Source organism: Streptomyces sp. NPDC005262 (assembly GCF_042872425.1).
Lineage (GTDB): Bacteria > Actinomycetota > Actinomycetes > Streptomycetales > Streptomycetaceae > Streptomyces.
Genome location: NZ_JBIAKK010000023.1, coordinates 36,637 through 60,312 on the forward strand (window position 1 = coordinate 36,637; position 23,676 = coordinate 60,312).

Below are 23,676 nucleotides of genomic sequence, written 5' to 3' on the forward strand. Positions count from 1 at the left end.
GCGTCAACTTCTTGCGCAAGAGGGCCTTTTGGCCTGAGGTCGTCGCCCCGCGCATGCGGCCGGCAGGCGCCGGACACGCGGCAGGGCCCGGCAGCTCGCGAGCTGCCGGGCCCTGCCCGGATGAAATGTGAGGGTGTGTCTCCGGTACGTCAGCGGTACGTCAGTGGTCGATCCGGTTCCGCTCCCCCGCCTCGACGGCGACGGGAAGGGTGTTACCGGGTGGCGGGAAGGGGCAGATGAAGTGGTCGGCGAAGGCGCACGGCGGCAGCACGGCTCGGTTGAGGTCGATCGTCACACTGCCGTCCTCGGCCGGCACCGCGGGCCGCAGGAAGCGGAAGCGAAAGCTGCTCTTCCCGCTGGTGGCGTCGGCGAAGACCGCCCAGAGCGAGCCGTCCTGCTCGACCGCGACCTGGAGGGTGTGCTCCGTTCCCTCCACCTCGAAGGCGATCTCACCGCCGAGACCGAGTCCGCGCTCGACTCCGTCCGCGTTCTCGACCCGGACCGAGCGGACGGTGTCGTACGGCCGGAAGGTGCCCGTCAGCGCCCAGCGGGCGTCGTACGACGTCGCCTCGATGGCCCGGAAGGATTTCCGCGCCGCGGAGTCCGGGTCGAAGTCCCTTACCGCCCAAAGCCCTTCGCGGTTCAGCACGACCAGCCGCCGCTCGCCGTGAGCGACGCGGGAGGATTCGATCGCGACGCGGTCCGCGGTGAGCCGCACCTCACCGGTGAAGGGTTTCCCGTCGACGGTGAGCCCGTCCTCGGCGGTGGCTGTGAGCACCAGTTCGTCGCCGTCCTCCCGCCACTGCCCCGGGACGGCCGGAATTCGACCCTCCGGGTGGTCGGACAGCCAATGGGTGCCGGTGAGCGAGAGCGGTCCGTACGGTGCCGAGACCGTGGCGGTGCGCTCCCCGTGCCAGCGGTTCCATTCCTGCTCACTCTGTTCCGCTGGTTGCGCCTGCTGTGTGTCCGTGCTCATGCGATCAATCCTTCCCTACCGGATCGGCCAGCCCGAGATGGGACCGGAGAGTGGAACCGGCGTATTCGGAGCGAAAGGCTCCGCGTTCCTGGAGGAGCGGGACGACCCGGTCGACGAAGTCGTCGAGGCCGCCCGGGGTGAGATGCGGTACGAGGATGAAGCCGTCGGCCGCGTCGGTCGAGACGAACTCGATGAGCTCCGAGGCGACCGTCTCCGGGCTGCCGATGAACGACTGCCGCCCGGTCGTCTCGATGACCGTCTGCCGGATGGACAGCCCCTTGGCCTCCGACAGCGCGCGCCAGCGAGCCGCGACGGCGAGCGGGTCACCGATCCTGACCCGGCCCTGGACCAGTCCGGAATCGGGGTCCGGGTCGATCTCGGGGAGCGGCCCGTCGGGATCGTACGAGGAGAGGTCGCGGCCCCAGACCTGTTCCAGGGCGAGGATCGCGTTCTGCGGGGAGATCTGCTGACGGCGGATCTCGGCCGCCGACTCCTGGGCCTCGGCGTCACTGTCGCCGAGGACGAAGGTGACCCCGGGCATGATCTTCAGGTCGTCGGGTTGCCGGCCGTACTTCGCCAGCCGCGCCTTGACGTCGGTGTAGAAGGTGCGGCCCGCCTCCAGGGTGCCGTGCCGGGTGAAGATGACATCGGCGGCGGACGCGGCGAACTCGCGGCCCTCCGGGGAGTCCCCGGCCTGGATGACGACCGGGTGGCCCTGCGGGGAGCGTGGGACGGTGAACTCGCCCTCGATGGCGAAGTGCTGTCCCTGGTGACGGAACGGGCGCGGGGTTCCGTCGGGGGTCCAGGTGTCCCACAGTTCGCGGGCGGTGGCGACGAACTCCGCGGCCCGGGTGTAGGGGGTCCCCCCTGTTCGAGCGGAGCCGAGAACTTGGGGGAGGTGGGCCCGGTCGAGGTAGCCGCCGCGCCGGAAGTTCTCCCCGGTGAACGCATCGGAGGAGGTGACGACGTTCCAGGCGGCCCGGCCGTCGCTGAGATGGTCGAGGGTGGCGAGCCGCCGGGCCAGTTCGTACGGCTCGTTGAAGGTCGCGTTGACGGTGGCGGCGAGGCCGACCCGGTCGGTGACGGCCGCCAGAGCGCTCAGCACCGTGAGGGACTCGGGGCGGCCGACCACGTCCAGATCATGGATCCGCCCGTTGTGCTCGCGCAGCCGGAGCCCTTCCGCGAGGAAGAAGAAGTCGAACCTGCCGCGCTCCGCCGTGCGGGCGAGGTGCTCGAAGGAGGAGAATTCGATCTGGCTCTTCGAGCGGGGGTCGGTCCAGACCGTGGTGTTGTTCACGCCGGGGAAGTGGGCGGCCAGGTGCATCTGTTTCCGCGTCGGTGCGGTCATGCTCGTCCCTCCGCAAGGGCGTATCGGTTCGCCGGGCGCGCCAGTCCCAGGTGCTCGCGGAGCGTGCCCCCCGGGTAGAAGGTGCGGAACAGGCTGCGGTGCTGGAGCAGGGCGACGGTTCCGTTGACGATCCGTTCGAGATCGCGCTCCGGTGTGATGGGCGTGAGGTGGAAGCCGTCGACGGCTCCGGCCCGGTGCCACCGGGCGATCAGTTCGGCGAGGTCGACGGGGCCGCCCCGGTAGTACGAGCCCCCGGCGGCGAGCGGCGGTCCGCTCTCCGTACCGGGTTCCGGCACGGTCTCGGCGTCGCCGAGGTCGACGGTGAGCGCCACCAGCACCCGCAGGGTGTCGGGGTCGCGGCCGTACGCCGCGGCGCGGCGCCGTACGTCCGCCCGGATGCCCGCTGCCTGCGCGGGCCCGGTGGCCCGCACGAGTACGACATCGGCGTGGCGGGCGGCGGCCTCCTGGCTCGGTCCGCCCGTCCCGTCGATCACGGTGACCGGGTGGCCCTGCGGGGGCCTGGGCACGATGGCCGGTCCGCGGACGGTGAACGTCGCGCCCTCGAAGTCGACGTAGTGCAGCTTGTCGCGGTCGATGAAGCGGCCGGTGGCGACGTCCCGGATCTCCGCGTCGTCCTCCCAGCTGTCCCAAAGCCGGGCGCCGACATCGGCGGTCTCACCCGCCTCGCGCCACAGCTCGGCGGCGGGCGCGGCGGACCGCCGGCCGAACAGCCGGGCCTCGGCCTCGGTCGTCGACACCTCGGCGCTCCAGCCCGCCCGGCCGCGGCTCACCCAGTCCAGGGTGGCCACGGCGGACGAGACATGGAACGGCTCGGTGTGGGTGGTGGTGACGGTCGGCACCAGCCCGATCCTGCGGGTGGCGGGCGCGACCCGGGAGAGCACCGCGAGCGCGTCGAGCCCGGGGCGGGCGAACGAGTCGCCGAGGGTCACGAAGTCGAGTGTCCCGCGCTCGGCGAGCCGGGTGAGCTCCACGTAGTGCCGGGCGTCGTAGTGGGGCGGGCCGCCGATCTCGGCAGCCAGATGAAGAGCGGTGGTGACAGACATCGCTGTGCGTACCTCTCGGGCTCAGTTCTTGGGCTTGGGAAGGCCGGGCGGGTTGATCTCGGACTTCTCGACGGCCTCGTCGGAGAGTCCCCAGCGCCCCAGCACCTTGGCGTACGAGCCGTCTTCGATGATGTGGTCGATGGCGGCCGCGTACGCCTCGACCAGGCCGCTGTCCTTCTTCGTGGTGGCGGCGATCTTCCCCTGGAGTCCGTCGCCACCGCCCGACAGCGTGCCGACGACCTCGGACCGGCCTGCCGACGCCACGTGGTAGTTCACCGACGGGCCGGGGCCGAGATACCCGTCGATCCGGCCGGACTGCAGGGCCAGGTAGTAGTCGGTGTCCTTCTGGAAGTACTTGATGTCAACCGGCTTGCGTCCGGCCTTGACGTTCTGCTCGCTCCAGTCGACAAGGATCTTCTCCTGGTTGGTGCCGGACGCGACGGCGATGGTCTTCCCCGCCGCGTCCTCGGGGCCCTTCACCTTCCAGCCGGAGCCTTTCTTGGCCTCGAAGGCGATGTTGTCGAGCCGGTAGGTCGCGAAGTCGTACTTCTCCTTGCGTTCCTCGGTGACCGTGACGTTCGAGAGGACGCCGTCGAACTTGGAGCTGTCGAGGCCGACGAAGAGGTTCTCCCAGGAGACCTCCTCGAACTCGGGCTTCAGCCCTAGCGTGTCGGCGATCAGGGTCGCCATGTCGATCTCGGAGCCGATCCGGGTCCTGTCGTCGGTGGCGTAGAAACCGAGCGGCGGCGAGGCGTCGGCGCTCGCGCCCAGCCGCAGCGTGCCGCGTTCACGGACGGCTGCCGGCACCTTCGCCGCGATGGCGTCGACCTTCTTCTCCCGGATCCGGTGCTGGTCGGGGCCGATGTTGATGCCCGTGCCCCGCTGCCCCTTCGGGTCGATCTCGTCGGTGGCGGCGTCGCTCGTACCGCAGGCCGTGAGGAGTCCGGCGGCGGTGAGGGTGGCGAGCGTGGCGGCGAGGGTACGGCGGACGGACACGTGAGCGCTCCTTGCAGACGGCGCGGAAGGGGTGGAAAGGGACATGAGGTCACAGGACCTTGGAGAGGAAGGCGCGGGTGCGCGGGTGTTCCGGACGGTCGAGTACGTCGGCGGGGGCGCCCTGCTCGACGATCCGTCCCTCGTCCATGAAGACGACGGTGTCGGCGACCTCCCGGGCGAAGCCGATCTCGTGCGTGACGACGATCATCGTGGTGCCGCCGTGCGCCAAGTCCTTGATGACATCGAGGACTTCGCCGACCAGCTCGGGGTCGAGCGCCGAGGTCGGCTCGTCGAAGAGCAGCAGCTTCGGCTCCAGAGCGAGCGCGCGGGCGATGGCGACGCGCTGCTGTTGCCCGCCGGAGAGCTGCTTCGGGTACGCCCCCGCCTTGTCGGCGAGTCCGACCCGGGCGAGGAGCTTCTCGGCGGCGGCGACCGCGTCCTTGCGGGGGCGGCGCAGGGCGGAGACCGGCGCCTCGATGATGTTCTCCAGGACCGTGAGGTGCGGGAAGAGATTGAAGTTCTGGAAGACGAAGCCGATCCGGGTGCGCTGGCGCAGGACCTCGCGTTCGCGGAGCTCGTGGAGTTTGTTGCCGTCCCTGCGGTAGCCGACCAGGGTGCCGTCGACGCTGATCCAGCCGTTGTCGACCTTCTCCAGGTGGTTGATGGTGCGCAGCAGCGTGGATTTCCCGGACCCGGAAGGGCCGAGGACGACGGTCACCTCTCCGGCGCGTACGGACAGATCGATGCCGCGCAGGACTTCGAGAGTGCCGAAGCTCTTGTGCACGGCGCGGATCTCGACCATGGCGTCCGGGACGGCATCCGTGGAATCGGCAGCGGTGGCGCTCATCGCGCGGCCCCCTTGGCGTAGTGACGTTCGACGTAGTGCTGGAGGACGGAGAGCACGGTGGTCAGGAGGATGTACCAGACGGTGGCGACCATCAGCAGCGGCACGACCCTGCCGTTGCGTCCGTAGACGACCTGGACCTGGTAGAAGAGTTCGCCGATCGCCATCACGGAGACGATCGAGGTGCCCTTGAAGAGCGAGATGATCTCGTTGGCGGCGTTCGGCAGGATGGAACGCATCGCCTGCGGCAGCACGATCCGCCACAGCTGTCGGTGCCGGGGGATCCCCAGCGCGGCGGCCGCCTCCAACTGGCCGCTGTCCACGGCGAGTACGCCACCACGGACGATCTCCGCCGCGTAGGCCGCCTGGTGCAGCGCGAGCCCGAGGACGGCCGCGCTCATCGCGCCGACCAGGTTCATCGTGTCGAAGGAGAAGAAGCCGGGCCCGAACGGGATGCCGAACTGCAACTCCTTGTAGAGGTAGGCGAGGTTGAACCAGAAGAGCAGCTGGACGATGAGTGGTATGGAGCGGAACGCCCAGATGTACGCGTAGGCGACCGCGCCGAGGAACGGGCTGGCCGACAGTCGCATGAAAGCGAGCACTATGCCGAGCGCGAAGCCGAGCACCGTTCCGTAGAAGGTCAGTTGGAGGGTGATCCAGACGGCCTTGAGGATGGTCTCGGCGGTGAAGAAGCGGGCGAAGACGTCCCACTCCCAGCCGGGATTGGTGATCAGACCGTGCACGAACTGGGCGAGCAGGACGGCGGTGGCGACGACCGCCGCCCAACGCCAGGGGTGGCGCACGGGGACGACGGTGAGCGCACCGTAGTCGATGGCGGAAGCGGCTTCGGCCCGGGGCCCGGTCGTTCTGTCGAGAGGTGGATCGCTGGTGAGCGACATGAGGTTTCCTTGGGATACGGGCCATGAGGCCGAGGGGTAAGGAGGCCGAGGAGGTGGGACGGCACCGGGGTCAGGCGCTGAGGCGGTCGCCGCCGTCTGCCCCGTCGCTGCGGTCACCGCCGTCTGCTTCGTCGCTGCGGTCACCGCCGTCGCTACAGAGCAGGTCGCGGAGGAACGCCAGAGCCGTCCGTGCGGTGGCGTCGTTCTGCCGGAACGCCGGCCCGCCGGTGCGCGGCCGGGTGAAGGCGCCGCTCACCCGTGCGGTGGTGTGCGGGCCGAGGGCGAAGCGCCGGGGGTGCGAGCGGCCGTCGCGGCTCAGGATCCGGCCGTCGTCCGGGTCGACGGAGAGCAGTCCGCTGGCGGTGGCGGCGGCTCCGTCCTCGTACAGCGCCCGGAGGATCGGGCTGCGGGTGCGCTCCAGCGACGGATCCGGCAGCCGGGCCTCGACCAATGCGCGGGCCTCGATCCACTCCCCCGGAACGGTGTCGCTGCCGGCCCGGAAGACGCCCCGCTCCTCGTCCGCCTCGACGGTCATCCCCGCGCCGAGGAAACGGACGACCCCGGCCCGGGAGAGGGCGAGCAGCTGGTGCAGCCGCGGTCCCGGCGGGCCGGACGCGAGGTAGCTGAAGAAGCCGTGCCACCAGCCGCCGATGTCACCGAGCCGCATCAACTGCCCGTAGACGGAGAGAAGTCCGAGGAAGACGGCGAGGTCCTCGCTGTGCGCGGGATCGTGGCGGCGGTCGAGGTCGGCGGTGATGTAGTCGCGCAGCCCCGCCTGGAGTGCGTCGTACGACGGGTGGCGCACGCCGTCCAGCGGGTGGTCGAGCGCATCGAGATCGAGCCGGTCGGCGGGGTCGGGGACTGCGGCGGCGACGAGGGCGCGCAGTTCCTGGCTGCCCGGGTCGGCGGCCGCGTACTTCTCCTCGAAGACCTGCCGGTCGACGGTCGTGCGCTCGGCGTGAGCGGCGAAGAGCCGGTGGTAGTGGGCGTATCCGAGCTCCTTGTCGACAAGTGGCCACACATCGCGCCGGAAGTCGAGCGGGCCGGGCCGGCTCAGCAGCTCCTCGGTCCGGCCCGGGCCGAGGAAGCGCGGCAGCGGAGGCCGTTCGCCCTGCAGGCCGTAGCCGATCTTGGAGTGGTACGGGACACCGCGCCGCGATCCGACGTGCAGAACGGGCTCCTTGCCCGAGGGCAGGTACTCGCCGTTCTCGTACCGCCCCCCGCGTCCCTCGGTGAGCAGCACCATCAGATCGACGAAGGCGAGCCCGAAGCCCCGGACGATGACCGGTTCACCGGCGGGCAGGGCGGTCAGGTCGCTGTCGGCGGTGAAGTCGGGCGGTAGGTGGACGAGCCCGTGCCGGTTCGCGAACTCCGTCACCTCGACGTGTTCGGGGGCGGGTTCGGCGTCCAGGTGACCGATGGTGAGTACGACGAGGTCGGCGGTCAGCGGTTCGGCGCGACCCTCCAGCCAGACATGCTGACGGCCGTCACGCTGCCCGGTGACACGCAGGGCGTACCCACGGTGCTCGTGCACGGTGATGCCTGCCGGAAGTGCGGCGACCGCCTGCTCGTACACCCATCCCAGATAGGCGCTCTGCAGCCGTCTGCTCGGGAAGTCCTGGCCTCCCAGCGCCTTTATCTGTGCAAGGAGTTCCGGTTCGGCCCCGAGGGTGACTCGGCCGTCGCGGACGTCGGCCGCCCAGGTGTGCAGTGCGGGCCCCGAACGTATCGGCCCCTCATGCTGGACCGTGTCGTCGGTGAACATGGTGACGTCCTCGGCCATGGAGTTCATCCAGAGCAGCGGGGACTGGTCGTGCCGCCAGATCCGGCCGCCGCCGGGCGGGTGCGGGTCGACGAGATGGATGTCCAGCCGCCGGCCTTCGTACAGCTCGGGGGCGTTTGCGGCGATGCGCTCGATGAGGCCGGTGCCGCGCGGTCCGGCGCCCACGATGACGAGGGCCGGCCCGACGCTCACCGGGCACCCGCCGTGCCACGGGCGTAGTGCCGTTCGATGTAGTGCTGGCCGACGCCGAGCAGCGAGGTGACCACCGCGTACCAGAGGGTGGCGACGAGCAGCAGAGGTATCACCTGGTAGGTGCGGTGGTACACGAGCTGCACCGAATAGAGCAGGTCCTGCACGGCGATGATGCTGACGATCGAGGTGCCCTTGAGGGTGCCGATCAGCATGTTCCCGGCGGGCGGGACGATGGAGCGCATCGCCTGCGGCAGCACGATCCGGCGGAACCGGCGCCGGGCGCCGAGGCCCAGCGACTGTGCGGCCTCGATCTGCCCGCGCTCCACGGACAGGATGCCGCCGCGGACCACTTCGGCCGCGTACGCGGCCTCATGCAGGGTGAGGCCGATGACGGCGACCGTGACGGGCCCGAGGAGATTCACCGTACGGACGCCGAGGATCTCCGGGTAGAGCGCGCCGATGTTGAACCAGAAGAGCAGCTGGACCAGGATCGGGGTGGACCTGAAGAGCCAGACGTAGCCCCAACTGACGGCCTGGAGCACGCGGTTGGTGGAGAGCCTGAGTACGGCCAGCACTGTGCCGACGGCGAAGCCGAGCGTCATGACGAGGGCGGTGAGCCAGAGGGTGAGACCGAGGCCGCGCAGGACGGAGGCGGTGGTGAAGTAGTCGCCGACGACGTCCCACTGAAAGGCGTCGTTGCGGATGACGGAGTTCAGCGCCAGGGCGAGCAGCAGCAGGACCACAACGGCCGCTGCCCACTGGCCTGTCCGGCGCACCGGGACGATCCGCAGGTGGTCGGCGTCATCGTCCTTGCCACTGTTCCCGGAGAGCGGGGCCGGGCGTGATCGAGGAAAGTCATCTGTCTGCGCAGACATGCGAAGGCTCCGTGGATGCAGAGATCGAACACGGGACGTGCCTTCACGAAAGAACACAACGCGGACCGGCCCCTCAGCGCGATCCGCCTCCGAGGTAAGCGCTGTTCACAACGTGTTGTCAAGCCTGTCCACACTGTGAGTCATACGTCTCAGGTAAGTTGACGGACGGTGGATCGCCTGTTCCACTTGGGCCATGCATTCGCAGCAGTGGCTGGTCAAGCGCTCCCACATCGACTTCGGTCGCGTGTGGTCCTCCTCCTGTTGAGCTGACCCCCTGCGGTTTCTCGCGTCCGTGCCTCGCGCCGTGTCCGGCGCCTGAGCACCGTTCCCTGCGCGCCTTCACGTACACAACATCGCTGCATCCTCCCCTCAGGCTGTTCGCTGTTCCGAGCTTCTTCCGCTCTTCCTTCGCCCCGCCCGTGGCTGTGCTGCCGTGGCGCGCCGCCCGGCGCTGCCCGGCTGCCCGCGCACGGTCGACGAACCTGGAGAACCCCACCTCATGCCCCGTACCCGGCACGCCGCCGCCTTCGCGCTGATCACCGTCGCCGCATTCGCTCTCACCGCGTGCGGGTCCGGTGATCCGGCAGCCGCTCCGGCCGGCGCGGCCGGCCCGGCCACCTCCACCAAGGGGGAGATTCCGACGCAGGACGTCGTGTCGTCGGTGAAGAAGAACAAGGCCGCGGCCGCGCTGCTGCCCGCCGACGTCCGGGCCTCCGGCACGCTGACCATCGCCTCCAGCGTCGGCACGCCGCCCGGCGCCACCTATCTGCCGGACGGGAAGACCGTGGCCGGCACCGACATCGACGTCGCGGACGCCGTGGCCAGGGCGCTGGGGCTGAAGCTGAAGCGCGAGGTGGCCGCCTTCGAGGCGATCCTGCCTGCGCTGGGCAGCGGGAAGTACGACCTGGGGACGGGAAACTTCGGGGTCACCGACGAGCGCCGCCGGACGATCGACTTCGTCACGTACCTCAATGACGGGCAGGGCTTCGCGGTCCGCGACGACAGCAAGGCGGCGAACGTCACCGATCTCACCCAGCTCTGCGGCCTGACCGTGGCCACCGCCGCGGGCACCACCTTCGAGGTGACGCTGGAGGAGAACAGGCACCGGTGCGCCGAGGCGGGCAGGAAGCCGTACGACGTGAAGACCTACTCCGATCTGGCGGCCGTCTGGGCCTCGCTCCAGCAGGGCCGCAGTGACGTGGTGATGTCGACCATCAACGGGTTGCGCTATGCGGTCGAGCAGCAGGAGGGCGTGCGCTTCCTCAATGAGTTCAAGCGGCTCGATGTCGGCTTCGCGTTCAGGAAGGGCACCCCGCTGGCGCCCGCGTTCCAGGCGGCGGTCAACGGGCTCAAGGCGGACGGGACGTACGACCGCATCCTGAAGAAGTGGGGCATCGGCGCGTCGGCGATCGAGTCCTCGCGGATCTCGCCGCCCGAGATCAGGTGACCCCGGGGCCGTCGAGTCGGCTCGGGGCGTGGCTCAGCAGTCGCACCCGCAGTCGCAGTCGCAGCAGTCGCAGGAACTGCAGCAGTCCCCGCAGTTGCTGCAACAGTCGCACGCATCGCAGCAGTCGCTGCAGTCGCACTGGCTGCACAGCCCCTCACGCCGCTGCCGGCTCCACGGGTCCTCGAAGGTCCCGCAGCACATCTGGCAGGTACAGGCGAGGCCCGCCCACACCAGGCAGCCCGTGATCAGCCCACGCCGGTCGCGCGGCGGTTCCGGCGGGGGCTGAGGCGGGCCGAACGGGCTGCCGGGGCTGTTCGGCGCGTACGGATTGCCCGGCGGCGGCCCGAAGGACCCGGTCTGCCGCAGCCCCGGCGCGTCCACCGGCACCTTCGCGGCGGACTCCGTCCGCTGCCTGTCCGTCAGATCCCCGCCGGTGCGCTGCGCATCCGCCTGGTGCGAGCACGTCTGCGTGGCGAAGGCCCGGTCCACCGAACGCCGCAGTTCGTGCACGAGCAGCACATGCGTCAGCTTGTCGTCGGTGAATTCGGCGTCACGCAGCGCCAGCCGCACACCACGCAGCGCGTCGTCGCACAACCGTCGGGCCTCGGCGCGCGAGGTGCCGGTGGCCGTGAGCGGGTTCCAAGCACCCGACGCGGCGTCAGTCTCCTGGTCCTCCACGGCATCCAGCAGATGTGCGAGCCGCCCGAAGAGCCGGCCGGCCTCGGCGAGGGGCTCGGCGTTCCGCGGTCGGCCCGCGAGCGTGGCGGTGTGGGCGAAGGCCGCCGCGGTGGCCGTCTCGGTGGGTTCGGTGACCGTCAGCAGCGGGGTGCCCGGTCCGGCGAGCCGTTCGATGCCGGTCTGCCGGTCGACGGCGTCCACGAGGACGGCGGTGTCGAATCCCAGCTCCGCACCGGTACGCGCGCCGGCCCGGTCCCAGCCCGCGGCGACCCGACGGGCGGCCGCGGCGACCGGGCGGCGCCTCAACAGCCCGTCCCGGTCCGCTATGTGGTCCCGGACCTTCGCCGAGGCGAGCACCAGAGAGACGGCGGCTGCCAGTCTGGCCCCCTCGCCACGGGCGACCGGAGCGGTCCGCATGGAGCGCAGTGGGCAGGGCCCCGCAGTACCTCGCCATCCGGTGGTGCGATCAGCCTGAGCTTCCGTCAGAACCGAGACGATCAGGCCGTCATAGTTCGTGACGATCCGGGCGAACTGCCCGTGGTCCGAGCGAAGTGCGAGGCAGAGCCCGCAGAGATGGGCCATCCACTCGGTCTTGAGGCCTTCCGACAACCGATGGGCGCAGGGCCTGACTATTCCGAACACGACGATCCCCCGAGAGTCGTTCCGACGTGCGCCGCACTCGTGCGTGTGCGCGACGGGCATCGTATCGAGTGACCCGTTCACCCGTACGCACCCCACGTCACCCGTACGGACCGGGACATCATATTTTCTTTTCACCAGGGGCCCTATGCAGGAGGAACCTTGACGAATCGCCACATCTTCTGCACCAGTAACGTCACGAATCCCCTGCGCGCCGACTATCCACTTGGCGCACGATCCGCATCATGGTCGACCATAGGGATACGAATGAGATGCGGAACACCAAGGAACCGCGGTGAGAGGAGGCGTCCATGGGATCGGTGCGCAAGGCGAGTGCCTGGCTGGGCCTCGTAGAGGACAACGACGAGCGTTACTACGACGACGACGACGAGTACGCCGAGGGTGCACGGACCGGGACCGGCAATGCCTGGGTGACCGACCCACGGGTGCAGGTGGTCTCGGAGGCGGCCGAGGAGACGGGCCGCCGGATCGCCACAGTCACCCCGGACAGCTTCCGGGACGCCCGCGGCATCGGCGAGCTCTTCCGGGACGGCGTCCCGGTGATCATGAACCTCACGGCCATGGACCCCTCGGACGCGAAGCGTGTCGTGGACTTCGCCGCGGGGCTGATCTTCGGACTGCGCGGGTCGATCGATCGCGTCGCCACCCGGGTCTTCCTGCTGACCCCGGCCGACACCCACGTGGTCAGCGGCGAAGCCGCCGGCCGACCGGCCGACGGCTTCTTCAACCAGAGCTGAGCAGGGCGCTCGCCGGATCGGTCCGGCCGGCGTCCCGTTCTACCGGAATGCGTCCAGACCGGTGAGCGCCTTGCCCAGCACCAGCTGGTGCATCTCCACGGTGCCCTCGTAGGTGAGCACCGACTCCAGATTCGTCGCATGCCGCATCACCGGGTATTCGAGCGAGATCCCGTTGGCGCCGAGAATGGTGCGTGAGGTACGGCAGATCTCGATCGCCTCCCGCACATTGTTGAGCTTTCCGAAACTGACCTGTTCCGGGCGGAGCCTGCCCGCGTCCATCCGACGGCCCAGATGGTGGGCGAGCAGGATGCCCTTGTGCAGTTCGACGGCCATGTCCGCGAGCTTGGCCTGAGTGAGCTGGAAGCCGCCGATCGGCCTCCCGAACTGTTCCCGGGTCTTCGCGTAGTCGACCGCTGCCTCGAAGCTGGCGCGTGCGGCGCCCATGGCTCCCCAGACGATGCCGTAGCGGGCGTGGCTGAGGCAGCTGAGCGGGCCACGCAGGCCGGTGACCCCGGGGAGCACGGCATCGGCGGGCAGTCGCACCTCGTCGAGTACCAGCTCACTGGTGACCGAGGCACGCAGCGACCACTTGTGCTTGATCTCGGGTGCCGAGAAGCCGGGGGTATCGGTCGGCACGACGAAGCCGCGGATGCCCTCGTCGGTCTGTGCCCAAACGACGGCCACCCCGGCCACCGAGCCGTTGGTGATCCACATCTTGCGGCCGCTGAGGACCCAGTCCCCCCCGCCTCCGGCTTCGCCCGAGCGGTGGGTTCCCCCCGGTTCCCGCTTGGCGTACGTCCGCATCCCGGCCGGGTCGGAGCCGTGGTCCGGCTCGGTGAGCCCGAAGCAGCCGATGATCTCGCCGGCTGCCATCCCGGGAAGCCACCGCTCCTTCTGCTCCTCCGAGCCGAAGCGATGGATGGCGTACATGGCGAGGGAGCCCTGGACGGAGACGAGCGAGCGGATCCCGGAGTCCGCCGCTTCGAGCTCCAGGCAGGCCAGTCCGTACTGGACGGCCGTGGCGCCCGCGCAGCCGTACCCCTGGAGGGACATGCCGAGGGCACCGATCGAACCGAGCTCGCGGGCCAGCTCACGGATACCGGGCAGCTCACCGCTCTCGTACCACTCGGCGATGTGCGGCAGGATCCGGTCGGCGGCCCAGGCACGGACGGTGGAGCGGATCGCGAGGTCCTCGGGGCCGAGCAGATCGTCGATGCCGATCGGGTCGGCCGGATCGAAGGGCGGCAGCTTCGACGGCTTCGCGGACTCAGCGGACTCGGTGGTGGACATGAGAGTGCCTCCGGCGGCTCGCACGGTACTAAAACTAGCAGTGTTAGTTATGGCGTCGTGCTGACGTTACGACTCAGTGTGCCGCTCGTCCAGAGCCGGTGGCCTCGGCGGGTTGCCGCCGGACAGGCAGCGAACGGGGCCGGTTCCGAAGGTCCTGCCCAGGGGCTCCCTGAGGACCGTGGAACGCCCGGGCCTCACGGGGCTCCTGGTTGTCCTGCACATCGCGCGGATCACAGAGAACCCGCGGCGGGCACTCCATCACCCGCGGTAGCCGCAGCGCGGCGAGCGCGCCGAGCAGCAGCAGCCCCGCGCTGACCAGCAGCGTGACATGCAGACCGCTGACGAAGGCGTGCCGGGCGGTGCTCCGCAGCACCTCGCCCAGCGGACCACCCAGCTGGGACGCCACCTGATAGGCCTCGCCCAGCGAGTGGGAGGCGGCGGTGGACGCCTCGGCGGGCACGCCCGTCCCGGAGAGCTTGGCCAGCCCGGGGGCGTAGGCGGCATTCATCACGCTGCCGAGCAGCGCGATCCCCATACCCGCTCCCAGCTGGTACGAGGTCTCGCCGATGGCCGCCGCACCACCGGCCCGGTCGGCGGGGGCCTCACTGAGCATCGATTCGTACGCACCGAAGAGCGTGGACTGGAGACCGAAGCCGAGCACGACGAACGCGACGGTCAGCAGACCGGGACGGTCGTGCTGCCCCATCAGGGTCAGGATCAGCACCGAGGCCGCCGTGAGCACGAAGCCCCAGCCGACCATCCGGCGCGGGCCGATCCGGCGCAGGGTGTACGAACCGGTGGCGCCCGCCGCCATCGCGGCGAAGGTGAGCGGCAGCAGCCGCAGACCGGTCTCCAGCGGGCTGAGGCCCAGGACCAGCTGGAGGTACTGGACGGCGATCAGTTCGAGACCGACCAGGGCCAGCATGGCAAGGACGATGCAGCCGACCGCGGTGGAGAATGCGGGTCTGGCGAACATCCCTATGTCGATCAGTGGATGCGTACGGCGCTTCTGACGGCGTACGAACGCGACGATCAGCGCGCCGCCCAGGGACAGCGGTACGAGGGTGGCGAGGACGAAAACGCCCTCGCCGGTGCCCGCGCGCTTCACACCGAGGACCACACCGAGCACTCCGGCCGCGGCCATCAGCGCGCCGAACACGTCCCAGGGGCCGTCACTGCAACCCCGCGATTCGGGCAGCAGCAGCCGGCCGACCGGAAGGATCACGGCCATCAGCGGGATGTTGATCAGAAAGACCGAGCCCCACCAGAAGTGCTCGACGAGGAAACCGCCGATGACCGGTCCGATGGCCGCGCCGACCGCGGCGACCGCGGTCCACACCCCGATGGCGACGGCCCGCTCACGCCGGTCGGGGAAGACCTGGCGGAGGATCGACAGCGTCGCCGGCATGATCATCGCGCCGCCGACCCCGAGCAGGGCACGCGCCGCTATGAGGACGCCCGGACTGTCGGCCATCGCGGCGACCGCCGAGGCGACCGCGAAGAGGGCGTAGCCGAGGAGCAGTATGCGGCGGCGGCCGACCCGGTCACCGAGGGTGCCGAAGAGGATCAGCAGTGAGGCACAGACCAGTGGATAGGCGTCCACGATCCACAGCAGGCCGACGGCGCTCGGCCGCAGGTCCTCGGTGACGGCGGGGACCGCGACGTGCAGCACGGTGGCGTCGAGCGCCACGAGCAACAGGCTGAGGCAGAGGACGACCAGGACGACCCATCGGTTGGCACCGTCGGCGGCTGCGCGCAGCCGGAGTCGGGCTGTGGTCGTCCCGGACATGCATGTACCTCCCAAAAGGCCTCGCGCTCGGCAGGCCAACCGGGGATGCAGCGTCTGCTGCCCCTCCAGGCCCGGCATCGACGGGCGAGTGATCCGTCAGCGTACGCGAGTTCGGCGTGGCCACACGTGGTCCATCTCATACCTCGGCGGACCACGGAGTGTGGCGTACGCCACGCCGGACCCCACACCCGGCCCACGCCGGACGGCGCCCGTCGCCGCCATGGATGCGCACCGGACTCACCCCGTGACCGGTCCGGCACCGTCCGTTCACCTGGGCGGGACCGGCCACAGAAATGCATACGGCATCACTCTTTGTTATTAACGGATCCCCAAACACCCTTCCGAAATGAGTGCGGGAAAATAGATCGGAAGATCGCCGGGATTCGCCGAACGGTCAAGAAAAGATGCCCGGCTGAGACATAGTCCACATCACATCGTCATCACAAAGCGGCCGGATCGACCGGAACGCGCACTCACTCGCTGTAACGTCGATTGGGTGCGTACCGACATCTTTGCCCGGCTGGACCGGGAGCCGGAACCGCCGAAGATAGAGCCACCGCGGATGAGTCGTCACCGCATCGCTCTCTTCGGCGGGACGTTGGCGTTCTATCTCGCCATCGTCTTTGCCGTACTGATCGGTTCCTGGCTGGTGACCCTGGACTGGAAGGTCATGCTGTTCCGGCCCTACCAGCAGTGGCCCGGAATCCATGCCTTCCTCGACTACTACGTCGTGCTGGGCCAGCGAGGCCCCACGGCCGTGATGGTCGCCTGCTGGCTCGGCTGGCGCTCCTGGCGGCAGCACACCCTGCGGCCCCTGCTGACGCTGGGCGCCTCACTGCTGCTGCTCAACCTGACAGTGGGTGCGGTCAAGCTGGGCCTGGGCCGGCTCGGCCCGCACTACGCGACCCAGATCGGCTCCGCGGAGCTCTTCGCCGGCGGCGATATATTCCCGTCCGGGCATACCGCCAACGCGGTCGTGACCTGGGGAATCCTCGCGTACCTGGCCACCACCCCGAGGGCCAGGCGCTATCTGTCGGCCCTATCGGCAGTGGTCTCGCTCGGGGTCGGGCTCACGACCGTCTATCTCGGCACGCACTGGCTCAGCGATGTGCTGCTGGGCTGGGCCGCGGGGCTGCTGATCCTGCTGGGCCTGCCGTGGGCCGAGCCGCTGATCACCCGCGCCGAGGACTGGATCTTCGCGGTGCGCGAGCAGTGGCGTGCGCGGGGCAGGGCGGTGCCTTCGGTGCCTGTCGCGGCCGGCGGCCCCCGGACCGTGCTTCTGCCGCAGCGGACCGGTGTCGACGCCATGGACGAGGACCCGGCGCTGGAACCGGTCGCCGCGGGAAGCCGCACGGCGGGCACGGCCCCGGCGGCGGGTACCCGGCCACGGGCCCACACGACGCACACGGTGCGCTCGGAGCGGACGCCCATCACCCCGGTCGGCAGCCGGCGCCCGCCGCACGCGGACCGTACGCCGCGCGGCGGCACCAGCCCGGCCCGCCCGATGAGCGGCGGCTGACGGACCTCCCCACACATCGGGGACGGTACGCACAGCCTCACCCCCGCACAGTCAAGGCCCCGACCTCGGTCGGGGCCTTGCTCGTGTCGCGGGCCGGTCGCAGCCGTCCGGCGGCGGTGCGGTCTCAGCCCACCCAGCAGCGGGTCACGACGGCGTCGTCGACCTCGAAATTGATCCGTCCGGCCCGGTACTCCATGGTGATGATCGCGCCCGGCGGCAGGGATCTCACGCTGCTCCAGCCACGCGTACGGGCCCTCCGCTCGGCGGCTTCGGCGGCGAGGCCGACATACGCGCCGGGTGTGTCGTCGGGCTGTACGGGAGGAGTCGGTATAGGTGCCATGTCTCTCACCGTAGGCGGCCCCGGACGGGTACGGAAGCCTGGCTCCGGCAGCGGCGCACCATCCTCACGTACGCCACCGGTCACGCTTGTGTCACAGGATCACCACACACGTTTACTCGAACTGCTTCACTCGAACGTGCGATCCGTAAGCCGACGCACAGTAATCGAAGGCGACGAAGAATGATCTCGGAACAGGCGGAGAAACCAAACGGATTACGCCATCCCAGGTAGTCGAAATTCCCACCCCTGGCGGTGTCCGGAAAATGAACCAGGCACCGGGAATTCACGCTTCCTTACGTCGACCTTATCTTTTGGACACGATATCCACACCATCGGACCGGTACGGCCGCCGACATCCACCCGTATACCGGACACAGCGAGTTGACAGACGAAAGAGCACCGCACGGTTCAGCCGAGCGCCCGGGACAGCCGGTCCCTGGCGGTCCTGATCGCGTCGGTGAGCTCCTGCGGCTCGACGACTTCGAAGTCGAAACCCATGAGCATCACGTGGATCACCAGAATGTCCAGACCGGCCGCCCCCGTGCGCAGCAGGCAGCTGTCCTCGTCGATGCGCTCCAGCACACCGGAGGACGGCGAGATCCGCTCGGCCGCCCGCTCGACGGGCACCTTCAGCCGGATCACGGCACGCTCCGCGTACGCGGCGGTGGAGACGCCCTGGGAGACATACGCGGCAAGGTCGTCGGCGGGCGGGCGGCGCGGGGCGAAGCGGGGTCCGTGGGGCGGCGTGGGGGTGATCCGGTCCGCCCGGAAGGTACGCCAGTCCGCACGGTCCAGGTCCCAGGCGACGAGATACCAGCGGCGCTCGGTGCACACCAACCGGTAGGGCTCGACGATCCTGCGCGATACGGAGCCGCCATGGGCGCGGTACTCGAAGCGCACCCGCTCGCTGTCCCGGCAGGCCCCGGCCAGCTCGGTGAGAACCCCCGGGTCGACGGTCGACGCGTCGGGTCCACGCAGCATGGGCACGGTGAAGGCGCCCAGCGCGCTCACCCGCCGGCGCAGCCGGTTCGGCAGTACCTGTTCGAGCTTGGCGAGTGCGCGTACGGAGGTCTCCCCGATGCCCTCCACGCCGTGGCCGGCCGCCGTGCGCAGCCCGACCGCGACGGCGACGGCCTCCTCGTCGTCGAGGAGCAACGGCGGCAGCTCGGCACCGGCACCGAGCTGGTAGCCGCCGCCGGTGCCGGGGCTGGCGTTGACCGGGTAGCCGAGCTCGCGCAGCTTGTCGACGTCGCGCCGGACGGTCCGGGCGGTGACGCCGAGCCGCTCGGCGAGCTCGGTGCCGGACCAGTCCCGGTGGGCCTGCAGGAGTGAGAGCAGGCGCAGCAGTCGTGCCGAGGTCTCCAACATGGGACGAGTCTGCCAGCGGTTGCGGACAGCTACCGTCCGCGATCCGGATCGGCCTGCTGCGGTGCGGTGCCCGGCTCCAGTCGGGGCGAAGGGGTCGTCCCCGGCCGAGCACGCCCGGCGCGGGAGCGTCGCGGTGACGGAAAACCACCACGGCCCCGTCGGCATGGTGCTCCGTCGGCGCACCGGCGAGGTGGAAACGTCGTACGGATGAGCCCCTGCAGGAGCCGCCATGCCCCCGGTTCGACCGATGTGCTGCGGGTTGCACCTGGCGTGACGGCGAGAACCGGCTGCCGTTCCTCTCAATGCATGGACGACTTTCAGCCACCGGATACGTTCCCTGTTTTCCTGATTTGTCGACCTGTCGTCGTACCCTCCCTACCCTCGCATGAACGGTCCGATGCGGGTTCGATCAGCAGGTATCGACCGGGAGTAAACCCATCGGCCCGCCGATTCACCCTCTGCTCCGGATGGTTCGATTCCGTTCCCTTTCCCGCGTGACCCCGGCCGCAGCTCACCCGTTGTCTGTTCATGAGCCGGGAACCGCCCGGCGCACGCACCGAGTTCGAGGAGCCACCCGTGCCGCGCATGCTCGACGTCAGCGAGGACGTACGCGCCGAGATCGGCGACGCCGAAGCCGATCGGCTGCTCGTCGGCGACAACGCCCCAGGCAGCTACGACTGCACCTCCTGCCGCACCCCGGGCGACTCGGAGCAGGAGCGCACCAGCACGGTGCTGTTCGTCGGCGACGAGACCGCCGTGCTCGCTTTCGCCCACGCGACCTGCATCCCCTCCCAGGTCGTCCAGGTCTCCGAGGAGCAGCTGCAGGGCGCCGTGCGCAGCATCACCGGCAACGAGCCGGAGACCCCGCAGGGCCTCATGCCCGAGCAGGCCGTCCTGGGTGTCACCAGCGGACTCGTCCTGATCGATGACGAGCTCCACCCGGCACTGGTCGTCGAGCCGACCGGCGCGATCACCCGCCCCGGCACGTACGGCGGCGGGGCCGACGAGTTCCTGCAGCTCCTGCTGGAACAGGGCTTCCACCCGGTCCACCGGATGGACCAGGTGCCCGCCGTGCTGCACGGCTGGTCGATCCTGCTCGCCATGGGCCAGCTGCACGCCGTGCTCCAGCCGGGGACGGGCGGCGGCGCCCCCGTCGCCTGGTGGCAGGCCCATGCACCGCTGCAGGTCACCGAGGGCTGGCGGGCCGCGGCCAACAAGTCTCAGACCGTGCTCGTCTTCGCCGCTCCGGTCGGATCGATCGGCCAGCAGCCCCGCGAGGACCTGCTGCGCGACGCCCTGGAGAAGGCCGCGGCGAGCGGCCTCCTGGTCGCGGCCGCGATGCCGCTGGCCGGGACCTGATCATGTCCGTACGCTCCTCGCACCCCCGGCGAACAGCTATTTCTCCGCCGGGCCCGCATCCGACGGCCGATGGGGTCGTTGGCACATACGTGCACTCATACGACCCCTCCCACCAGCGCCCGAGCCCGATCCCTGCCATGCGTCCGGCGCAGGACCGCTCGGGCGGTCCGACCCACACCCCGATCTACGACGCGCTGTACACGGAGTACCGCCGGTCGTTCCGGGCGCTGCCAGGTGATCGGAGCGGCGAGGAGGACCTGGGCTTCGTGGGGTTCGGGACCGGCATGTTCGGCAGCCGGGCCCCACTGAGCGGCCACTCCGGCCACTCCGGCCCGGGCACGCACACCGGAAACCCCGGCTCCTGGCAGCGGGTCGGCCGGCACGCCGGGCGCCCCCAGCCGGCGGCGCTGCCCCCGAGATCCCGGGGAGCCTGACCGCACGGTGTAGCCCTGGCACGACGAAGCCCCGCACCGTTCACAGCAGGGACGGTACGGGGCTTCGTCATGTCCGGCGCGCCGCCATGGCCGGGACGGGGCGGATCAGGACGGCGTCACTTCTTGCGGCCGCGCTTCTCGCGGACCCGCACCGAGATGTGGATCGGGGTTCCCTCGAAGCCGAACTCCTCGCGCAGCCGGCGCTCGACGAAGCGGCGGTAGCCGTGCTCGAGGAAGCCGGAGGAGAAGAGCACGAACCGCGGCGGCTTGGTACCGGCCTGGGTGCCGAACAGGATGCGGGGCTGCTTGCCGCCGCGGACCGGGTGCGGGTGGGAGGCGACGATCTCACCGAGGAAGGCGTTCAGCCGGCCGGTCGGGATGCGGGTCTCCCAGCCCTCGATCGCGGTCTCGATCGCCGGGACCAGCTTCTCCATGTGGCGGCCGGTGAGGGCCGAGACGTTGACCCGGGGGGCCCACGCGATCTGCGCGAGCTCGGTCTCGATCTCGCGCTCCAGGTAGTAGCGGCGCTCCTCGTCGAGGGTGTCCCACTTGTTGTACGCGACCACGAGCGCGCGCCCGGCCTCCACGGCCATGGTGATGATGCGCTGGTCCTGGACGCTGATGGACTCGCTGGCGTCGATCAGGACGACGGCGACCTCGGCCTTCTCGACGGCGGCCGCGGTACGCAGCGAGGCGTAGTAGTCCGCGCCCTCCTGGAGGTGGACGCGGCGGCGGATACCGGCCGTGTCGATGAACTTCCAGGTGATGCCACCGAGCTGGATCAGCTCGTCGACCGGGTCACGGGTGGTGCCGGCCATTTCGTTGACGACGACCCGGTCCTCGTTCGCCACCTTGTTCAGCAGTGACGACTTGCCGACGTTCGGACGTCCGATGAGCGCGATGCGGCGCGGGCCGCCGAGCGCGGTGCCGAAGCTCTGGGCCGGGGCCTCGGGCAGTGCTTCGAGGACGGCGTCGAGCAGGTCGCCGGTGCCACGGCCGTGCAGCGAGGAGACCGGGTGCGGCTCGCCGAGACCGAGCGACCAGAGCGCGGTGGCGTCGGCCTCGCCGCTCTGGCCGTCGACCTTGTTGGCGCACAGCACGACGGGCTTGCCGGCCCGCCGCAGCAGCTTGACGACGGCCTCGTCGGTGTCGGTCGCGCCGACGGTCGAGTCGACGACGAAGACGACCGCGTCGGCGGCCTCGATCGCGTACTCCGCCTGGGCGGCGACGGAGGCGTCGATGCCCAGCACGTCCTGCTCCCAGCCGCCGGTGTCGACGACCTTGAAGCGGCGGCCGGCCCATTCGGCCTCGTACGTGACACGGTCCCGGGTGACACCGGGCTTGTCCTCGACGACCGCCTCGCGGCGGCCGATGATCCGGTTCACCAGGGTCGACTTGCCGACGTTGGGGCGGCCGACGACGGCAAGGACGGGCAGCGGGCCGTGACCCGCTTCGTCGATCGCGCCCTCGACGTCCTCGACGTCGAAGCCCTCCTGCGCGGCGAGCTCCATGAACTCCGCGTACTCGGCGTCGCCAAGCGCTCCGTGCTCGTGGTCCGAGCCGTCGGAGTGAATCTGGTCGTTCATGAAGTCCGTTCCTCTTTGCATCATCATCGATGGACCACGATCACGCGGCCCACTACTCAAGTCTTACCTAGCGCCCGGTGAAACGCCTGGCGTTCTCCAGGTGCGAGGTCAGCCGTGCCTGGATCCGCACGGTCGCCTCGTCCAGCGCCTTCCGGGTCCGCAGGCCACTTCCGTCGCCCGCGTCGAAGGCATCACCGAAGACGACATCGACCCCGCTGCGCAACGGCGGCAGTGCCGGTATCAACCGTCCACGGCGCTCGGTGCTTCCCATGACGGCCACGGGCACGATCGGCGCCCCACTGCGCACCGCGAAGTACGCGAGCCCGGCCCGCAGCGAGGCGAAGTCTCCTTCGCCCCGGGTGCCCTCCGGGAAGATCCCGAGCACCCCGCCGTTCTCCAGTACACCGAGGGCCTGGGTGATGGCGGTGCGGTCGGCGCTCGTACGGTCCACCTTCAGCTGCCCGATTCCGCGCAGGAACGGGTCGAGGGGGCCGACGAACGCCTCTTTCTTGATCAGGAAGTGGACGGGCCGGGGCGCGGTGCCCATCAGCATCGGCCCGTCGATGTTGTGTGAGTGGTTCACCGCGAGTATGACGGGTCCGGAGGCGGGTACCCGCCATGCGCCGAGGACGCGGGGCTTCCACAGCCCGTACATCAGCCCGATGCCGATCCCGCGCCCGACCGCCGCTCCGCGCAGCGTGGGCGTGCCCGAGGCTGCGGTCACTTCGCGGCCCGCTTCTCCTCGACAAGGGTGACGACGCACTCGATGACCTGGTGCAGGGTCAGGTCGGTCGTGTCCACCTCGACCGCGTCGTCCGCCTTGGCGAGCGGCGAGGTCTTACGGCTGGAGTCCGCGGTGTCCCGCTTTATCAGCGCCTCCTTGGTGGTGGCGAGATCGGAGCCCTTCAGCTCTCCGCTGCGGCGGGCCGCTCGGGCCTCCGGCGAGGCGGTCAGGAAGATCTTGAGGTCGGCGTCGGGCAGCACGGTCGTGCCGATGTCACGGCCCTCGACGACGATGCCGATCTCGGCGGCCGCGGCGATGGACCGCTGCAGCTCGGTGATCCGGGCACGCACCTCGGGGACCGCGCTGACGGCGCTGACCTTCGAGGTGACCTCCTGCGTACGGATCGGGCCCGCGGCATCCTCGCCGTCGACCGTGATCGTCGGGGCGGCCGGGTCCGTGCCGGAGACGATGACCGGCTTCGCCGCGGCGGTCGCGACCTCCACGGCGTCCCGCACGTCGATGCCGTTGTTCAGCATCCACCAGGTGATCGCCCGGTACTGGGCGCCGGTGTCCAGGTAGCTCAGGCCGAGCTTGGCGGCGACGGCCTTCGACGTGCTCGACTTGCCGGTGCCGGAGGGCCCGTCGATGGCGACGATCACTGCGGCCGGGGCCGTCCGGGCTGCGGCGCTTACGGTTTCCACGGTGGTGGACACCTTCCTGGTACACGGGGTGGGCGGGACAAGGGCGCGCGAACCCGCCCCGCACAAG

At 70.1% G+C, this 23,676-nt stretch carries 21 protein-coding genes; 5 read left to right on the forward strand and 16 right to left on the reverse strand.

Annotation, left to right across the window (positions count from 1 at the left end):
* Positions 1 to 160: 160 nt before the first annotated feature.
* The 8 genes from ACFYP5_RS35555 to ACFYP5_RS35590 all read right to left on the reverse strand — a co-directional run bounded on the left by ACFYP5_RS35555 (position 161) and on the right by ACFYP5_RS35590 (position 8,977).
* The gene (locus ACFYP5_RS35555; protein WP_389043509.1) at positions 161 to 976 is read right to left on the reverse strand and encodes a DUF1684 domain-containing protein; all 816 of its coding nucleotides are present in this window, start codon (positions 974 to 976) and stop codon (positions 161 to 163) included.
* Between the two features lie 4 nt (positions 977 to 980).
* Entirely contained in the window at positions 981 to 2,324 is a 1,344-nt protein-coding gene (locus ACFYP5_RS35560) for an NtaA/DmoA family FMN-dependent monooxygenase (RefSeq protein ID WP_389043512.1), read from the reverse strand.
* Complete coding sequence (locus tag ACFYP5_RS35565) at positions 2,321 to 3,388, reverse strand: LLM class flavin-dependent oxidoreductase (RefSeq protein WP_389043515.1); 1,068 nt, start codon at positions 3,386 to 3,388, stop codon at positions 2,321 to 2,323. Before ACFYP5_RS35565 ends, ACFYP5_RS35560 begins: the two co-directional genes overlap by 4 nt.
* 21 nt (positions 3,389 to 3,409) lie before the next feature.
* A complete protein-coding gene (locus ACFYP5_RS35570) occupies positions 3,410 to 4,384 on the reverse strand; it encodes an ABC transporter substrate-binding protein (protein WP_389043517.1) in 975 nt (324 codons plus the stop codon).
* Positions 4,385 to 4,433: 49 nt separating this feature from the next.
* Positions 4,434 to 5,186, reverse strand: coding sequence for an amino acid ABC transporter ATP-binding protein (locus ACFYP5_RS35575; RefSeq protein WP_389043622.1), 753 nt, complete (start codon positions 5,184 to 5,186; stop codon positions 4,434 to 4,436).
* 41 nt (positions 5,187 to 5,227) lie between these two features.
* On the reverse strand, positions 5,228 to 6,127 hold the full coding sequence (locus ACFYP5_RS35580; RefSeq protein WP_389043518.1) for an amino acid ABC transporter permease: 900 nt from the start codon (positions 6,125 to 6,127) through the stop codon (positions 5,228 to 5,230).
* 70 nt (positions 6,128 to 6,197) lie between these two features.
* Complete coding sequence (locus tag ACFYP5_RS35585) at positions 6,198 to 8,102, reverse strand: FAD/NAD(P)-binding protein (RefSeq protein ID WP_389043520.1); 1,905 nt, start codon at positions 8,100 to 8,102, stop codon at positions 6,198 to 6,200.
* Entirely contained in the window at positions 8,099 to 8,977 is an 879-nt protein-coding gene (locus ACFYP5_RS35590; RefSeq protein WP_389043523.1) for an amino acid ABC transporter permease, read from the reverse strand. Before ACFYP5_RS35590 ends, ACFYP5_RS35585 begins: the two co-directional genes overlap by 4 nt.
* A gap of 499 nt (positions 8,978 to 9,476) precedes the next feature.
* Here ACFYP5_RS35590 and ACFYP5_RS35595 point away from each other — a divergent pair, with 499 nt between their 5' ends.
* On the forward strand, positions 9,477 to 10,424 hold the full coding sequence (locus tag ACFYP5_RS35595) for an ABC transporter substrate-binding protein (protein WP_389043525.1): 948 nt from the start codon (positions 9,477 to 9,479) through the stop codon (positions 10,422 to 10,424).
* A gap of 33 nt (positions 10,425 to 10,457) precedes the next feature.
* Here ACFYP5_RS35595 and ACFYP5_RS35600 read toward each other — a convergent pair whose 3' ends face one another.
* Positions 10,458 to 11,744, reverse strand: a complete 1,287-nt coding sequence (locus ACFYP5_RS35600; protein WP_389043527.1) for a DUF5685 family protein — start codon at positions 11,742 to 11,744, stop codon at positions 10,458 to 10,460.
* 308 nt (positions 11,745 to 12,052) lie between these two features.
* Here ACFYP5_RS35600 and ACFYP5_RS35605 point away from each other — a divergent pair, with 308 nt between their 5' ends.
* A complete protein-coding gene (locus ACFYP5_RS35605; RefSeq protein ID WP_030917985.1) occupies positions 12,053 to 12,499 on the forward strand; it encodes a cell division protein SepF in 447 nt (148 codons plus the stop codon).
* A 39-nt stretch (positions 12,500 to 12,538) separates the two neighbouring features.
* Here the strand turns inward: ACFYP5_RS35605 and ACFYP5_RS35610 are convergent, their stop codons facing one another.
* Together ACFYP5_RS35610 and ACFYP5_RS35615 are read right to left on the reverse strand one after the other, a co-directional pair.
* Positions 12,539 to 13,789: an acyl-CoA dehydrogenase family protein gene (locus ACFYP5_RS35610; protein ID WP_389043530.1), complete on the reverse strand. Its 1,251-nt coding sequence runs from the start codon at positions 13,787 to 13,789 to the stop codon at positions 12,539 to 12,541.
* Between the two features lie 73 nt (positions 13,790 to 13,862).
* A complete protein-coding gene (locus tag ACFYP5_RS35615; RefSeq protein WP_389043533.1) occupies positions 13,863 to 15,578 on the reverse strand; it encodes an MFS transporter in 1,716 nt (571 codons plus the stop codon).
* 496 nt (positions 15,579 to 16,074) lie between these two features.
* Between ACFYP5_RS35615 and ACFYP5_RS35620 the strand changes: the two genes are divergently transcribed.
* Positions 16,075 to 17,097, forward strand: coding sequence for a phosphatase PAP2 family protein (locus ACFYP5_RS35620; protein ID WP_389043535.1), 1,023 nt, complete (start codon positions 16,075 to 16,077; stop codon positions 17,095 to 17,097).
* Positions 17,098 to 17,221: 124 nt separating this feature from the next.
* On the opposite strand, the gene ACFYP5_RS35625 is transcribed toward ACFYP5_RS35620, so the two are convergent.
* Both ACFYP5_RS35625 and ACFYP5_RS35630 read right to left on the reverse strand, forming a co-directional pair.
* Complete coding sequence (locus ACFYP5_RS35625; RefSeq protein WP_389043538.1) at positions 17,222 to 17,437, reverse strand: I78 family peptidase inhibitor; 216 nt, start codon at positions 17,435 to 17,437, stop codon at positions 17,222 to 17,224.
* A 408-nt stretch (positions 17,438 to 17,845) separates the two neighbouring features.
* Complete coding sequence (locus ACFYP5_RS35630) at positions 17,846 to 18,805, reverse strand: helix-turn-helix transcriptional regulator (protein ID WP_389043539.1); 960 nt, start codon at positions 18,803 to 18,805, stop codon at positions 17,846 to 17,848.
* A gap of 576 nt (positions 18,806 to 19,381) precedes the next feature.
* On the opposite strand from ACFYP5_RS35630, the gene ACFYP5_RS35635 reads away from it, so the two are divergent.
* Together ACFYP5_RS35635 and ACFYP5_RS35640 are read left to right on the forward strand one after the other, a co-directional pair.
* Positions 19,382 to 20,164, forward strand: a complete 783-nt coding sequence (locus ACFYP5_RS35635; protein ID WP_389043542.1) for a hypothetical protein — start codon at positions 19,382 to 19,384, stop codon at positions 20,162 to 20,164.
* Between the two features lie 137 nt (positions 20,165 to 20,301).
* Entirely contained in the window at positions 20,302 to 20,598 is a 297-nt protein-coding gene (locus ACFYP5_RS35640) for a hypothetical protein (protein WP_389043545.1), read from the forward strand.
* A gap of 116 nt (positions 20,599 to 20,714) precedes the next feature.
* Here the strand turns inward: ACFYP5_RS35640 and der are convergent, their stop codons facing one another.
* The 3 genes from der to cmk form a co-directional block, all read right to left on the reverse strand.
* Entirely contained in the window at positions 20,715 to 22,184 is a 1,470-nt protein-coding gene (gene der / locus ACFYP5_RS35645; RefSeq protein ID WP_389043547.1) for a ribosome biogenesis GTPase Der, read from the reverse strand.
* Positions 22,185 to 22,251: 67 nt separating this feature from the next.
* Positions 22,252 to 22,839 carry a lysophospholipid acyltransferase family protein gene (locus ACFYP5_RS35650; RefSeq protein ID WP_389043624.1) on the reverse strand — a complete coding sequence of 196 codons (588 nt, stop codon included), beginning with the start codon at positions 22,837 to 22,839 and terminating at the stop codon, positions 22,252 to 22,254.
* A gap of 65 nt (positions 22,840 to 22,904) precedes the next feature.
* On the reverse strand, positions 22,905 to 23,621 hold the full coding sequence (cmk, locus tag ACFYP5_RS35655; RefSeq protein ID WP_389043550.1) for a (d)CMP kinase: 717 nt from the start codon (positions 23,619 to 23,621) through the stop codon (positions 22,905 to 22,907).
* Between the last annotated feature and the right edge of the window lie 55 nt (positions 23,622 to 23,676).

What these genes read in the sequence shown, in the direction of transcription:
- ACFYP5_RS35565 (WP_389043515.1), bottom strand. Translation starts at nt 3,388, where the DNA reads ATGTCTGTCACCACCGCTCTTCATCTGGCTGCCGAGATCGGCGGCCCG.
- ACFYP5_RS35605 (WP_030917985.1), top strand. Translation starts at nt 12,053, where the DNA reads ATGGGATCGGTGCGCAAGGCGAGTGCCTGGCTGGGCCTCGTAGAGGAC.
- ACFYP5_RS35610 (WP_389043530.1), bottom strand. Translation starts at nt 13,789, where the DNA reads ATGTCCACCACCGAGTCCGCTGAGTCCGCGAAGCCGTCGAAGCTGCCG.
- ACFYP5_RS35580 (WP_389043518.1), bottom strand. Translation starts at nt 6,127, where the DNA reads ATGTCGCTCACCAGCGATCCACCTCTCGACAGAACGACCGGGCCCCGG.
- ACFYP5_RS35560 (WP_389043512.1), bottom strand. Translation starts at nt 2,324, where the DNA reads ATGACCGCACCGACGCGGAAACAGATGCACCTGGCCGCCCACTTCCCC.
- ACFYP5_RS35640 (WP_389043545.1), top strand. Translation starts at nt 20,302, where the DNA reads ATGCGTCCGGCGCAGGACCGCTCGGGCGGTCCGACCCACACCCCGATC.
- ACFYP5_RS35630 (WP_389043539.1), bottom strand. Translation starts at nt 18,805, where the DNA reads ATGTTGGAGACCTCGGCACGACTGCTGCGCCTGCTCTCACTCCTGCAG.
- ACFYP5_RS35590 (WP_389043523.1), bottom strand. Translation starts at nt 8,977, where the DNA reads ATGTCTGCGCAGACAGATGACTTTCCTCGATCACGCCCGGCCCCGCTC.
- ACFYP5_RS35650 (WP_389043624.1), bottom strand. Translation starts at nt 22,839, where the DNA reads ATGTACGGGCTGTGGAAGCCCCGCGTCCTCGGCGCATGGCGGGTACCC.
- ACFYP5_RS35575 (WP_389043622.1), bottom strand. Translation starts at nt 5,186, where the DNA reads ATGGTCGAGATCCGCGCCGTGCACAAGAGCTTCGGCACTCTCGAAGTC.
- ACFYP5_RS35615 (WP_389043533.1), bottom strand. Translation starts at nt 15,578, where the DNA reads ATGTCCGGGACGACCACAGCCCGACTCCGGCTGCGCGCAGCCGCCGAC.
- ACFYP5_RS35595 (WP_389043525.1), top strand. Translation starts at nt 9,477, where the DNA reads ATGCCCCGTACCCGGCACGCCGCCGCCTTCGCGCTGATCACCGTCGCC.
- der (WP_389043547.1), bottom strand. Translation starts at nt 22,184, where the DNA reads ATGAACGACCAGATTCACTCCGACGGCTCGGACCACGAGCACGGAGCG.
- ACFYP5_RS35625 (WP_389043538.1), bottom strand. Translation starts at nt 17,437, where the DNA reads ATGGCACCTATACCGACTCCTCCCGTACAGCCCGACGACACACCCGGC.
- ACFYP5_RS35555 (WP_389043509.1), bottom strand. Translation starts at nt 976, where the DNA reads ATGAGCACGGACACACAGCAGGCGCAACCAGCGGAACAGAGTGAGCAG.